We start from the raw sequence: 13,135 nt of genomic DNA, 5'->3' as shown, positions 1-13,135 counted from the left end.
AATCGGTTCAGAAACACTGTTACGTGATGCGTAAAAATCTCGACTACGGATTGCTCCATGCGATGACGGCGTTTCTGCGCGTCGTCGATGCGGGCAGCTTCACGGCGGCGGCTTCCCAGATGGCGCTGACCACGGCGCAGGTCTCCCGGCTCGTTTCCGAGCTGGAAAAGCGGCTGCAGGCCAAGCTGCTGCAACGGACGACCCGGCGCCTGATGCTGACCAGCGTCGGCGAGCGGTATGCCAACCAGTGCCGGAGCATCCTGGATCTTGTGACGGAGGCCGAAAGTGGGGTGGGGGGCGCCCACGTCGAGCCGAGCGGACGGCTCAGGGTGCGCTGCATGGCGGCATTCGGTGATCGTTACGTGGTGCCGCTCGTATCGAAGTACTGCGCGATGTATCCGAAGGTGATGGTGGAGTACAGCACGTCACAGCACGCGCCGGACCTGATCGCGGAAGGCGTGGACGTCAGCGTTTACCTGGCGCAGCGCCTGCCCGATTCGAACCTGGTGGCGCAGCGGCTTGGGGAGACCCATGGTGTGCTTTGCGCCGCACCGGGCTATCTCGATCAACGTGGGATCCCGAGGTCCGTCGAGGAACTGGCGGATCACGCGTGCCTGCGCATCGCCAACCCGTCCACGACGCCTCAATGGGCGATGACCAATGGCAAGCGCACTGTCATGCTGGATCCAACCGGGCCGCTGGTCGGCGACAACCCGGAAGTCGTGCTCCACGCCGCGTGCAGCGGACTCGGCATCGCGATGCTGCCGCTGTTCTCGGCCGTGGACCGCGTTCGCAATGGCGAGCTCGCGATCGTATTGCCACAGTGGCGTTCGCCGGCGATTGGCGTTTACCTGCTCATGCCGTCCCGAAAGTTCCTCGAAGCGAAGGTACGGACGTGGATCGAACTCCTGAAGTCGGAATTGCCGGCCGCGCTGGAGAGAGACGCCAGCAGCTCCGGCGGCAAAGCAAGCCCTGCGCGGCGCAAAGCGCGGCCCGTGTAATCCGTGGACCGCGGCCGGACAGCGCTCAGGAGAAGCGCTCGGTCAGCACCTGCGCGGAGAGCTCGCGGCTCTTCCAGAACATGTGGTTGATGCGCTCCGCGTACTTATGCAGCGTCTCCGCGTCCAGTTCAGGGAAATCGAGGATGACCGACGGACGCGTGCCGTCGCCGGGCACCTGTTCGATGGCATCGCTCGGCGGAAGGCCGTACTTGTGCAGGAAGGCGCGGACCTCATCGTCCGTCGTTTCGGGTTCGATATTCGTCAGTAGCAGTCGTGACATGGTTGCCTCTTGCATCGGTTGTGGGACCCGCGGGCGGATGGATGCCGCCTGCCTCGTATCTGGCGACCGCAAGGTCAAGCGTGAAGAACATCCTCTCGTGCGTAAGCGTCTCGCCGAGCCGGGAGCGCTGGACCATTTCCAGCACATCCGGGTTCAGGCCGACCAGCCATAGCATGACACCAGCTTCCTCGCGCAAGCGTCTTTCCGCGTCGATGAGCATATGCAGGGCGGTGTACTCGAGGTCCGAGACGCCCGCCAGGTCCAGGGCCAGTACGCGTGGACCGGATTCGGCGACCAGGACGCGCAGCTTGTGACCGACGCGCCGTGCATTCGCGAAGTAGACCCGTCCCTCGGGGCGCAGCATGAGCAGGCCCGGAAGCGTCTCGTCATCGGGGTGCTCGTCCGAACGCGGACGGAACACATTGGTCCCGGGCTTGCGGGCCAGTACATACACCGGCGGGTCGGAGGTCTGGTAGGCCAGGGCCAGCATGGACGCGAGGATGGCCACGACGATGCCCTGCAGCGTGCCGAGCACGACGACGCCAGCCATGGCGATCAGCGCCCAGCTGAATTCGGTGCGCCGCACGCGCAAGACCGTGCGGAAATCAGCCGGCTTGATCAGCGTGACCGAATAGACGATGACCACGGCGGCCAGGGTCGCTTCCGGCATCAATCCCACCAGGGGCGCGAGCACCAGCATCGTGCCCAGTGAAGCCAGCGCGGTGACCAGGCCGGCGAGCTGCGTTCGCGCGCCGGCCATCTGGTTGACCGCGGTCTGCGTGGTCCCGCCACCGGCTGCCATCGCCCCGGCGAAGGCGCCCGCGAGATTCGCCAGCCCTGTCGCCATCAGCTCCCGGTTCGCCGGGGGAGGCAACTCCCCGCTTTGCGCGAACGCGCGCCCGGCGGCGATGCTCTCGGTAAAGCTCATCAGCGCCACGCCAAGCGCGCCGGGCCATAGCCGCTGCATCATGTCCACATCTGGCAGCGTCAGCGGCGGCAGTCCGGTCGGCACCTTGCCGACGATCTCCACGCCCAGGGTGGGAAGGTCGAGGAGCGCCACCCCGGCGATACCCACGGCCACCGCGATCAACGGGGCAGGCGCGCGCGGGAGCCAGTGTTCCATGGCCAGCAGGATGGCGACCATCGCAATGCCCACGGCAGCGGTCGTCAGCGAGGCATGCGGAATGCCCTGGACAATGCCCAGCAGATTATGGATGAACGATCCTTTCTGGAAATGGATGCCGAGCAGCTTCGGGATCTGGTCGATCACGATGACAACGCCGATCCCCGCCTTGAAGCCGATCAGCACCGGCTCGGAGATGAAGTCGGCGACAAAGCCAAGCCGAAGCAGCCGCGCGGCGATCAGGATGGCACCGACCAGGAACGTCATCGTTGCCGATGCCGTCACCAGTGTCGACGCGTCGGGGCTTGGGCCCAGGCTGGCGAAGGATGCCGCGACCAGGATCGCCAGCGTGGTGGTCGTGCTGACGCTGAGTGTGCGCGACCTGCCGAGCAAGGCGTAGACCAGCATCGGGGCGAAAGCCGTGTAGAGACCGACCTGGACGGGCAGTCCGGCGATCGTGGCATAGGCCAGGGCCTTGGGAATGACCACGGCGGCGACGGTCAGGCCCGCGATCACGTCCGGCGCCGCCCATTCCTTGCGGTAGCCGGGCAGCCAGCCCGGCAGGACCATGGCCAGGCTCGCGGCGCCGCGCGCCTGGCGGCGCGCATGAAGCCGTCCGTGCGAGCGGTTCTGCGGGTGGTGTCGCGCGTTGTGCGGCATGGCTGAAGGCCTTCCTGTCCGGAAATTCGGGATGTGGCGTTAGTGTCCTGGGTTGTAAGTTCGTTGCAGAAATATGTCTGTCGAGAAGGCGTGCGAGCCCAGGAGTGAAGCGCAGCAAGGCTGGAGCCTTGCGAGCATTCGCGACGACGGATCGTGCGCCTTATCGGCGGACTTATGCAACGAACTTGTAATTCAGGACACTAGTACCGCTGCGCTACGCGCCGGTAGGGGTAGGCCGGCTCCTCATAGCCCTCGGGCTTTTGCCGCTTGGGCAGCTTCACCTCCTTGCGCGGCAGCGATTCGTAAGGAATACGGTTGAGCAGGTCGGCAATGACGTTGAGCCGCGCCCTTTGCTTGTCGTTCGAATCGACCACGTGCCAGGGCGCGTACTCGGTGTCGGTGGCCCGGAACATGGCATCGCGGGCGCGCGAGTAGTCGTACCATCGGCTGTAGGACTTCAGGTCCATATCGGAGAGCTTCCACAGCTTGCGGCCATCGTGGACACGTCCTTCCAGCCGGCGCGTCTGCTCCGCCTGGCTGACTTCCAGCCAATACTTGATGAGCACGATGCCGGAATGGATGATCGCCTGCTCGACCAGTGGCACGGCTCTCAGGAAGGACTCGACCTGCTCTTCCGTGCAGAAGCCCATGACCCGCTCGACGCCGGCCCGGTTGTACCAGCTGCGGTCGAAGATCACGATTTCGCCGGCGGCCGGAAGGTGGGGCAGGTAGCGTTGCACGTACATCTGGCTCTTCTCGCGCTCGGTGGGGGCCGGCAGTGCGACGACCCGGAACACCCGCGGGCTCACGCGTTCGGTGAGCGCCTTGATGACGCCGCCTTTGCCCGCGCCATCGCGGCCTTCAAACACGATGCAGACCTTGGCGCCGGTTTGCACCACCCACTCCTGCAGCCTGACCAGTTCCACATGCAACGGAAGCAATTCCTTGCTGTATTCCTTGAAAGACATCGGGGCCTTGTGATCGCCGGGATCATGCTGCGCGTCGTGGCCGGTCTTTTCCTTTCCCTTGGGCATGGCGGTCCCCCCTGAGACATGGTGACTTGTGAAGGCGCGTTTGCAGTGTGGTCGCCGGGATTCGGAGAGTCAAATGGCTGTCACACCTCGTCGCGCCTTGTGATGCCGGGTCGACATGGCGTCGCTATCCGGCCGCCTGTTGCGGCTGTTGCGCTTCCCGGAGGCCGGCATGACGTTGCGGACGCGGGTGGAGTTTCCGCGCTTCGGCTCAGTTCAGGGCGCAAGCCACAGCAAGGCGGCGTGGAGCAGCACACCGACCGTGCCGCCGACGATCGTGCCGTTGATACGGATGAACTGCAGGTCGCGGCCGATTTCCGCCTCGATCTTCCCGGTGATTTCGTCGGGGTCCCAGCTCTTCACCACTTCGGTGATCAGCGCAGGCACCTGGTGGCGATAGCGGATGACGGCCGCACGGACAAGCTGCAGCCACCATGCATTGAGCCTGTCCTGCTGGGCCGGATCGTCGCGCACGCTCGCGCCCAGCGAGGCCAGCATGTCGGCGACCATGGCGCGCATCCAGGAGTCCTCGCGCACGGCCTCGGCATTGAGCCAGCTGCGCAGGCGCTGCCACAGCACGCGATAGCTGTCCTCGCGCTTCAGGTGGCGGATGCAGTCGCGCATCCACGTCCGGCCCGTGCGGCGGTAGCGCTCGGACGTGCGCAGCCGGACGATCAGTTCCTGCATGGCGTCGTCGAGCTGCCGACGCAGCGGGTGGTCGGGGGCGGAGCGCACTTCATGCAGGAGCGCGATCACGCCCTGGATGAACTTGTTGACGATATAGGCATCGAGCCGGACCGGCGTGTAGCGCGACGCCTCGCTGAACTTGGCCTGCAGCAGGCCGGCATTCGCCGTGAGCCATTGTTCCGCGCCGCGCAGGCCGCGATCGAGCAGCGGCTGGTGCCGCTGTCTTTCGGTCAGTACCTGCAGCAGGTTGCCGGCCAGCGCGGACACGTCCAGCGTGCGAAGCCAGGGCAGGGCGCTGCGCTCGAACAGGCGGGCAACGTTGTCGTCGTCCAGTACCTTCAGCAGGGCGGGCAAGGAATCCACCAGCGGGTCCGCCAGCGCGCGGCTGTTGGCGGGACTGGCCAGCCAGCCGGCCGCGACTTGTGCCGTGTTGTGCGTACGGAGCCGGTCGACAATCAGTTCGGGTGACAGGAAGTTCCGCTCGACAAAACTGCCCAGGCTCTCGGCGATGCGCATCTGGTTGCGCGGAATAATGGCCGTATGCGGGACCGGCAGGCCGAAGGGGTGGCGGAACAAGGCCACCACCGCATACCAGTCGGCCACGGCGCCGACGGTGCCCGCTTCGGCAAAGGCGCGCACCCAGCCGAGCCAGGGGGCGAGTGATGGATAGCGGGCCTGCCCCAGCGCGCTGAGCACCAGCAGCCCCAGCATGCCGGCAAGGATGGCGGTGGCCGCACGGCGCATGCGCCGCAGCCCGGTCTGCCCCGGGCTGGCGGTCAGGTCGGGCGCGGTGCGCGGCGGGCCGGTGTCGTCATCCGCAAGGAAACTCAATGCGACTCCTGTTGCAGGAACCTGCGGATGACCGGTGCGACCTCCGCAGCGCGCGCGATCAGGAACAGGTGGCCGTCGTCGATCACATGGAGCCTGGCTTTCGGGATGCGTGCGGCCAGGATCTTGGCATTGGCCAGCGGTACGATCGGATCGTCGCTCCCATGCATGACGAGCGTGGGCTGGCGCAACGCGCCAAGCCAGGGCAGGCTGCTCCAGCCCCAGGCGGCGAGCAGCTGGTAGACATAGCCCCGGCCGCGGGGTGGATGGATATGCCGGCTATGTTCGCGCAGCAAGGCCGGATCGTGCCGGTAGGTGCCGCCGTAGAGGTCGCCGCCGACGCGCTCAAGGTAGGCCGGGTCGGTGTAGCGCCGGGGCCCGAGGAGCTTGGCCAGCACGGAAAGCCTGGCAGGCACCATGATCACGCCCGGCGACGTCGCCGCCAGCATCAGCCGCCGGCAGCGTTCGGGGTACAGGTGCGCGAATTGCTGCGCCAGCGCGCCGCCCCACGAGACGCCGAGCACGTCGACCGGGCCGCTGTAGCCGAGCCGTGTCAGCAGCTTGTCCGCCATCGCGCTCAGCGTGGAGAAGCGATAGGGCACGACCGGCGCAGGCGATCCGCCCACGCCGGGAATATCGAAGACGATGATCTCGAAGTCGTCGAGCGCCGCGATGAAGGGCTCGACCAGTTCGAGGTTGGCGCCGATGCCGTTGAAAAGCAGCAGGGGCGGGCCCGCGTTGCTACCGCGGCGGATGCCGATGCGCAGGGTCCTGCCTTCCAGATCGATGGTGCGGATTTCCATGGTGCTGCCGGTCCTGGTGTGGCGTTCAGCTTGAGACATCCGGTTTTCGTCGACGCCGGCGGCCTGTGATCGAGCGCCGGCATGTACGCATGGTAACGCGCAATGATTGCGCGGGCTTGACGAGCGACGTCAGTTCCTCGCCGTCAAAGCGTCAAGAGCTGGGCGGGCGGCTGTGCCGGTTCAGGCACCGGTGACATAGGTGCCGGGCGCGTCGGCCAGTGCCGGGTGGCGCGTGCTGCCGACCGATGCCGGCGCCGCGCGCCGCTCGCCCGAGCGCTCGGCCAGCCACTGCTTCCAGTTGTCCCACCACGAGTCGCTTTCCGTGACGGCGCCGGCAAGCCAGGCTTCGGGCTGCGCGGGCAGTTCGGGATTGAGGAAGAACTTCGCCTTCGGGTTGCCCGGCGGGTTGATCAGGCTCTGGATATGACCGCTCGAACTCAGCACGAAGCGGATCTTGCCGCCGAACGCACGGGCCGTGTTGTACACGCCTTTCCACGGTGTAATGTGGTCGGTGATGCCGCCTACCACGTACATGTCGCAGTTCACCGCCGACAGGTCGATCGGCGTACCCAGCACGTTCAGCGCGCGCGGCCTGGCGAACAGGTTGCCGGTGAAGATGTCGAGCAACTGGGCGTGGAACTTGCCGGGCAGGCGCGTGGTGTCGTTGTTCCAGTAGAGGATGTCGAACACCGGCGGCGCATTGCCCAGCAGGTAGTTGTTGACCCAGTAGTTCCAGACCAGGTCGTTGGGCCGCATCCACGCGAACACGCGGCCCATTTCGTCGCCGCCGAGCACGCCCTTGAGAATGCTGTTCTGCTTGGCCGCCGCGATGCTCTCGGGCGTCGCGAACAGTCCGATCTGCGAGTCGGCGGTGCTGTCGAGCACCGCCACCATCAGCGTGGCGGCATTGACCAGGCGCTCGCCGCGTGCTTCCAGGTGACCCATCAGCGCGGACATGGTCATCGCGCCGGAACAGGCGCCGTGCAGGTTGACGTCTTCACTGCCGGTGATTTCGCGCACCGCGTGAACCGCCTCGATCAGCGCGGCGACATAGGTATCCATGTCCCAGTCGCGATGCTCGATGGTCGGGTTGCGCCAGCTCACCATGAACACCTGGAACTCATTCCCGAGCAGGTAGTCGACGATGCTCTTGCCTTTGGACAGGTCGAACACGTAGAACTTGTTGATCTGCGGCGGCACGATCAGCTGCGGGCGGCCATAGACTTCGCCGGTCGCGGGGGTGTACTGGATCAGCTCCAGCACCTCGTTGCGGAACACCACCGCGCCCGGGGAGGTGCCCAGGTTCTTGCCCACCTCGAAGGCGGACATGTCCACCTGGGACGGCATTCCCTGGTTCCTGAGCAGGTCGGTCATGGCGTTCTTCAGGCCCGAGACCAGGCTCGTGCCGCCGGATTCGATGATCTTGCGCAGCGCGGCCGGATTGCCGAGCAGCGTGTTGGTCGGCGCCAGCGCATCGGTCATCAGCTGCAGCAGGAACTGCGCGCGCTCCTTGCTGCGGTCGTCCAGCACGGAACGCTCGACAAAGCCGTTCAGCGCGTTGCACCAGGACAGGTAGCTCTGCATGGCGGCGCGGTAGAAGGGGTTGCTCTGCCAGGTGGGATCGACAAAGCGCTTGTCGCCCTTCTGCGGCTCGGCCGCGCCGTTGCCGGACAGTGCGGCCATCAGTTCGCGCAGCAGAGCGGCCTTCTGCTCCAGCAGCAGCGTGGGCTGGCGCACGACTTGCGCGCCGACCTGCCGCACGGTGTCCACGACATCGCAGCCGCGCAGGCCGATGAACGGATTGAGCCTGGGGCTATCGCTGTGGCGGGCCATGGCTTCCGTTTCGTTGGCGGCCACGCTGCCGATGCTTTGCTTGCTGTCTCGGGGGCTGCTCATGATGTTGTCTCCTCCCATGCGCTTACGCGGTGAACCGTTCGCGCATCAGCTTCTTGTTCAGCTTGCCGATGCTGGTCTTTTCCAGCGACGGGACGATGCGGATGATCTGGGGCACGGCGTACTTCGAGATCTGCCCCTTCGCGCTGAAGCCCATGACGTGCTGGCGGATGTCCTCCTCGATGGCCGTGACGGGCGCGTCCGGCTTGAGCACGACCAGCGCCACCGGACGCTCGCCCCACTTTTCGTCCTTGACGCCGATGACGGCGACTTCCGACACGCGGGGGTGCTGCGAGATCAGGCTTTCGATCTCCAGCGAAGACACCCACTCGCCGCCGGACTTGATCACGTCCTTGATCCGGTCGGTGATCTGGATGTACCCGGCCTCATCGATGTTGGCGATGTCCTGCGTATGCAGGTAGCCGCCTTCCCACAACGCTTCGGACGCTTCGGGGTTGTTGCGGTAGCCCTGGGTCAGCCACGGCGCGCGGACCACGATTTCACCGGCTGCCTTGCCATCGCGGGGCAGGTCCGCCATCTCGTCGTCGACGATGCGAAGGTCCACCAGCGGCACCGGCAGGCCGGTCTTGCAGCGCAGGCGGACTTCGTCGTCGATGTCCACGGGCTTCTCGCCCGGACGAAGCTGGGCCAGGCTCAGCAGCGGGCAGGTCTCGGACATGCCGTAGCCCGTGAAGATGTCGATGCCGCGCTCCAGGGCGGCGCGTGCCAGGCCATGCGGCAGGGCACCCCCGCCGATGATGATCTTCCAGTTGCTGAAGTCCGCGGTCTTTGCCGCCTCGCAGTTCAGCAGCATGTGCAGGATGGTTGCGACGCAGTGCGAGAAGGTCACGCCTTCGTCGCGCACCAGGCGGATGAGCTGGTCCGGCACGTAGCGTCCCGGATAGACCTGCTTCACGCCAAGCATGGTGGCGACATACGGCATGCCCCAGGCGTGGACGTGGAACATCGGCGTGACCGGCATGTAGACGTCGCCGCGATGGAAGCGCTGCCCGGACTGCGGGCTTGCCAGCGCCGCCATTGCGGTAATGGTGTGCAGCACGAGCTGGCGGTGCGAGAAGTACACCCCCTTCGGCAGCCCGGTGGTGCCGGTGGTATAGAACGTGGTGGCGCGGGTGTTCTCGTCGAAGTCCGGGAAATCGTATTCGCTCGCGCTGGAGGCCAGCATGGGCTCGTACTCACCCCAGAACGGGATCGTGTGCGGCGCGGCGGTGCTGCCGTCCTCTTCGATATGAACGAAGACGCGCACGGTGTCGAGCTGGTCCCTGATCGATTCGACGACGGGCAGGAAGTCCGTATGCACGAGCAGGACTTCGGCGCCGGAGTGGTTGATGGTGTACGCGATCTCGGCGGGCGAAAGGCGGATATTCACGGTCTGGAGCACGGCGCCCATCATCGGCACGGCGAAGTAGCACTCCAGGTAGCGATGGCTGTCCCAGTCCATCACCGCGACCGTGGTGCCGCGCGTGACGCCGAGCGAGCCCAGTCCATTGGCCAGCCGGCGGATGCGCTCACCCAGTGTCCGGTAGGTCTGGCGGTGGTCGCCGCGGTAGACGATCTCCTGGTCGGGCGACTGCGCAAGGGGCGTATGCAGCAGATGCTTGATGAGCAGCGGGTAGGCGTAGGCCTCGGGTGTGGTGTCGGTCACCTGATCCAGCATGAGAGTCTCCAGACGGAAAGGGGGGATTTCCCGGTGCGCCGGGCCCGTCATCCCTGGCGGGATTCAGGCGGCGCTTTGTGTTGGAGACATGTTGGCGGGGAAGGAAAGCGGGCGTTATCCCCCGAAGAGGGGAGCGCTGCGGGGGAGCAGCGCGGGCGCCTGTGAGCGGCTGCTCGGGGCCTGGGCCCCGTGAATCACTTGCCCGCTACAGCCATGCTGCTTCCGTGACCGGCAACGAGGCCGAGCGTCTGCGCGCGTGCAACGGCCTGGGCGCGCTTGTCGACCGACAGCTTGACGAAGATGCTCTTGACGTGGGTCTTGACCGTTTCCGGCCCGATGCCGAGCGTGCGCGCAATCTCCTTGTTCGACTGGCCCGCCGCGATCAGGTCAAGGATGCCGCGCTCGCGGACGCTCAGCGCTTCCTGCTGCGGCGTCGGGGGCGGCGAGGGTGGCGAGGGTGGCTTCTCGCGCAGGGAGTAGCGGGCATTGCAGCGTTCCAGGAGCTGGTCGATGCATGCCAGCCTGCCGCGGTTCTCCTCGCTGGCAGGCGTGCTCTCGCGGACTGTCCGGAGCAGGGCGCCGATGCCGGGTCCCTGGTCGAGGATGGTCCGGTACGCCCCCGAGGATTCCACTGCCGCCAGCACTTCGCGGCATTCCATGGTGGCCCGCGCCGGATCACCCGCCGCGAGGCAGGCCAGCGCGACCATGGTGCGGGCGCGCAGCGCCAGATAGTCCGGACGCCCTTGCGGGAACCGCACGAGCAGGCTGTCCAGCAGAGGTATCGCGTCCGCGGCGCGCTGCTGCGCCATGGCCAGGCCGGCGGTGCCCAGCACCCGATAACGATCGATCTCGGACGCGCTGGCGCGTCCGGAGGTGGCGCTGGCATGGGCGAGTTCGTCGAGCTGTGCAACGCACGCCGCCGCTTCCTTCGTCCGCGCTTCGGCCAGCAGCAGGCGGATGCGCTCCAGCAGGGCCGCCGCAATCAGCCGGTGCCAGGCACGCTGGTGGCCGATGCTCAGGGCCACGTCGACCCAGTAATGACCCTGCTCGATCTGGCCGCGCGCCGCGGCGATGCGTACCAGCAGGGTGTGCGCCACCAGGACGCTGTCGAGCAGTACCACGGCATTGATGACCGGCGCGCGCTCGAGCAGGAGCGCCTCCGCGGCATCGATTTCATCGTGCTCGTAGCGCAGTTGGGCCAGCAGCGGCGCGCAGAGCGCGGCAGCCGGGGACTGCGGCCCCGCATTCTGCTCGGCCATCCGCATCGCCTGGACAAAGTGGCGTTCGGCCAGCGTGAAATGCATTTGCTGGAGTTCGGCAAGACCCAGCAGGCACGACCTGTAAACCGTGGTGAACAGGTTCCGCGGGTCGTCTTCCACCGGATAGGGAATCCACGGTGTTGCATACAGTTCCGCAAGCCGGCCCGCTTTCCAGTGGCCGAATCGCACGATATTGGTCAGCGCGTTGAGGGTCCACGTATCGACACCGACGGCGCCGACTGGATGGGCCAGGCAGGCTTCGGCTTGCCGCAGTGCGCCCGGCGGGTCGTCCTGCAGCGCGGTCATTACCGCCCGGATCGCCTTGCATTCCCACAGGCAGTGGTCCGGGTCCGGCAGCGCGCCGTCCGCGGCGTCGTGTTCGAGCGTATCCAGCATGGCAAGCGCCTCCTGGAAACGCAGCGCCAGGGCCATGCCCCTGGCCAGCGCGAGGCGCACCTCCGCCTGGCCGCGCAGGATCTCCGCGGGCAGCTGGCGTTGCCATCCGAGCAGGGTGAGCAGGTCCCCCTTGCGTACCAGTGCCATGGCGCATTCGCCGATCATGGCGACTGCGGCGGCCTTGTCGCCCGCGGCGAGGGCATGCCGGACGGCATCGGTCCAGAGCGCCTCCGACGCGTACCACCGGTACGCGCGCCGGTGCAGTTCGGCGACATCGCTACCGGCGTGCGCGGCCAGCCTCTGGTGCAGGTAATCGCGCAGCAACTGGTGATAGCGGAACCAGCGGCCTTCGAGGTCCAGTGGTTCGAGCAGAAGCTGGCGGGCCGCAAGGGTGTCCAGCAGCGCCTGGCTGTTCCCTGCACCGGTAACCGCGAGGCAGAGCGGCGCGCACAGCCGGTCCAGGATGGACGTGCGCAGCATGAACCCGACCAGTTCCGCCGGCTCGCAGGCGAGCATGTCTTCAAGGTAAGCCGCGATTGGCCGCGATGTTCCCGATGGCGCCTCCATGGACCGGCCAGCGCGCGGATCGCCGCGCGTCAGCATCGTGGCCGACAGGCGCAGCGCGGCCGCCCAGCCTTCAGTGGCCGAGTGCAGCTGGTTGACCGAAGCGTAGGGCAGGCCGGCCTCGCACTCCCGCTCCAGAAAGCGCTGGGTCTCGTCGAAACTGAAGCGCAGCATCGACGCGTCGACTTCGAGCAGCTCATTGCGCGCACGCAGCCGGGCCAGCGGCAGCGGGGGGTCTTCGCGCGTGCCGAGGACGATATGAAGATTCGGCGGGCCATGCTGGAGCAGCAGGGCCACCGCATCGTGGATGTCGGCGACGCTGATCAGGTGATAGTCGTCCAGGAACAGGTAGAGATGCCGGTCGACCTGTGCCAGCTCGTTGATCAGCATCGCGACCACGGTGCGCGGCGGCACCAGCGAAGCGTCGATGGTCAGGCTGAGCGCGGACGCTCCGATGTCGCCGCAGGCCAGGCGCAGTGATTCCGTCAGGTGGTTGACGAACCGTGCGGGCTCGTCATCGTCCTCATCCACCGAAAGCCACGCGGTGCGCGCGCCTTCGGCTTGGAGTTGCGCAAGCCAGGCAACGGCCAGAGAGGTCTTGCCGAAGCCGGCGGGGGCCTTGATCACGGTGAGGCGTCTCTCGCTGCCTTGCGCCAGACACGCCAGCAGGCGCGGGCGCTCGATCAGGCCCTGTGGCATCCGTGGGGGAACGATCTTGGTGGCCAGCAGGAAAGGGGATGAGGGCAGGGGCGGGGGCGGGGGCGCGGGAGCCTCGACCGGCCGCATCTCGTCGACAGCGCGCTGGCGGCGAGGACGCCTTTGCCCCGTTGCCCCCGTTCCGGTCGGCACCGATGCGGGGTGGGAGCCTTTGTGCATGCCATTGATTCTAGCGAGCCAACCCGACGATTCAAGCGTCCGAAGCACTTGGCCGC

9 protein-coding genes are annotated in these 13,135 nt (G+C 66.7%); 1 reads left to right on the top strand and 8 read right to left on the bottom strand.

Annotated features, from left to right (window positions below):
- Window positions 1-26: 26 nt before the first annotated feature.
- Entirely contained in the window at window positions 27-1,001 is a 975-nt protein-coding gene (locus KHO22_RS01830) for a LysR family transcriptional regulator (RefSeq protein WP_211945370.1), read from the top strand.
- Between the two features lie 25 nt (window positions 1,002-1,026).
- Here KHO22_RS01830 and KHO22_RS01825 read toward each other — a convergent pair whose 3' ends face one another.
- The 8 genes from KHO22_RS01825 to KHO22_RS01790 all read right to left on the bottom strand — a co-directional run bounded on the left by KHO22_RS01825 (window position 1,027) and on the right by KHO22_RS01790 (window position 13,079).
- Complete coding sequence (locus KHO22_RS01825; protein WP_211945369.1) at window positions 1,027-1,281, bottom strand: RNA-binding protein; 255 nt, start codon at window positions 1,279-1,281, stop codon at window positions 1,027-1,029.
- Window positions 1,232-3,064 carry a SulP family inorganic anion transporter gene (locus tag KHO22_RS01820; RefSeq protein ID WP_211945368.1) on the bottom strand — a complete coding sequence of 611 codons (1,833 nt, stop codon included), beginning with the start codon at window positions 3,062-3,064 and terminating at the stop codon, window positions 1,232-1,234. Before KHO22_RS01820 ends, KHO22_RS01825 begins: the two co-directional genes overlap by 50 nt.
- Window positions 3,065-3,264: 200 nt before the next feature.
- A complete protein-coding gene (gene ppk2, locus KHO22_RS01815) occupies window positions 3,265-4,098 on the bottom strand; it encodes a polyphosphate kinase 2 (protein ID WP_211945367.1) in 834 nt (277 codons plus the stop codon).
- Window positions 4,099-4,311: 213 nt separating this feature from the next.
- On the bottom strand, window positions 4,312-5,613 hold the full coding sequence (locus KHO22_RS01810; RefSeq protein WP_230426704.1) for a DUF445 domain-containing protein: 1,302 nt from the start codon (window positions 5,611-5,613) through the stop codon (window positions 4,312-4,314).
- Window positions 5,610-6,452, bottom strand: a complete 843-nt coding sequence (gene phaZ, locus KHO22_RS01805; protein ID WP_211945366.1) for a poly(3-hydroxyalkanoate) depolymerase — start codon at window positions 6,450-6,452, stop codon at window positions 5,610-5,612. The genes KHO22_RS01810 and phaZ overlap by 4 nt, the downstream gene beginning before the upstream one ends.
- Before the next feature lie 141 nt (window positions 6,453-6,593).
- Window positions 6,594-8,246 (bottom strand): alpha/beta fold hydrolase, encoded by a 1,653-nt coding sequence (locus KHO22_RS01800; RefSeq protein ID WP_230426720.1) that lies wholly within the window; start codon window positions 8,244-8,246, stop codon window positions 6,594-6,596.
- 85 nt (window positions 8,247-8,331) lie between these two features.
- On the bottom strand, window positions 8,332-9,984 hold the full coding sequence (locus tag KHO22_RS01795; RefSeq protein ID WP_211945364.1) for a fatty acid--CoA ligase: 1,653 nt from the start codon (window positions 9,982-9,984) through the stop codon (window positions 8,332-8,334).
- Window positions 9,985-10,178: 194 nt separating this feature from the next.
- Entirely contained in the window at window positions 10,179-13,079 is a 2,901-nt protein-coding gene (locus tag KHO22_RS01790) for a winged helix-turn-helix domain-containing protein (protein WP_230426703.1), read from the bottom strand.
- Window positions 13,080-13,135 lie beyond the last annotated feature (56 nt).

Source organism: Cupriavidus yeoncheonensis, assembly GCF_905397275.1.
Classification (GTDB): domain Bacteria; phylum Pseudomonadota; class Gammaproteobacteria; order Burkholderiales; family Burkholderiaceae; genus Cupriavidus; species Cupriavidus yeoncheonensis.
This window is presented reverse-complemented; position numbering and strand designations above follow the sequence as displayed.

Coding starts and splice junctions, on each gene's coding strand:
- KHO22_RS01790 (WP_230426703.1), bottom strand. CDS start 13,079: ATGCACAAAGGCTCCCACCCCGCATCGGTGCCGACCGGAACGGGGGCA.
- KHO22_RS01830 (WP_211945370.1), top strand. CDS start 27: ATGCGTAAAAATCTCGACTACGGATTGCTCCATGCGATGACGGCGTTT.
- phaZ (WP_211945366.1), bottom strand. CDS start 6,452: ATGTCTCAAGCTGAACGCCACACCAGGACCGGCAGCACCATGGAAATC.
- KHO22_RS01825 (WP_211945369.1), bottom strand. CDS start 1,281: ATGTCACGACTGCTACTGACGAATATCGAACCCGAAACGACGGACGAT.
- KHO22_RS01795 (WP_211945364.1), bottom strand. CDS start 9,984: ATGCTGGATCAGGTGACCGACACCACACCCGAGGCCTACGCCTACCCG.
- KHO22_RS01820 (WP_211945368.1), bottom strand. CDS start 3,064: ATGCCGCACAACGCGCGACACCACCCGCAGAACCGCTCGCACGGACGG.
- ppk2 (WP_211945367.1), bottom strand. CDS start 4,098: ATGCCCAAGGGAAAGGAAAAGACCGGCCACGACGCGCAGCATGATCCC.
- KHO22_RS01800 (WP_230426720.1), bottom strand. CDS start 8,246: ATGGCCCGCCACAGCGATAGCCCCAGGCTCAATCCGTTCATCGGCCTG.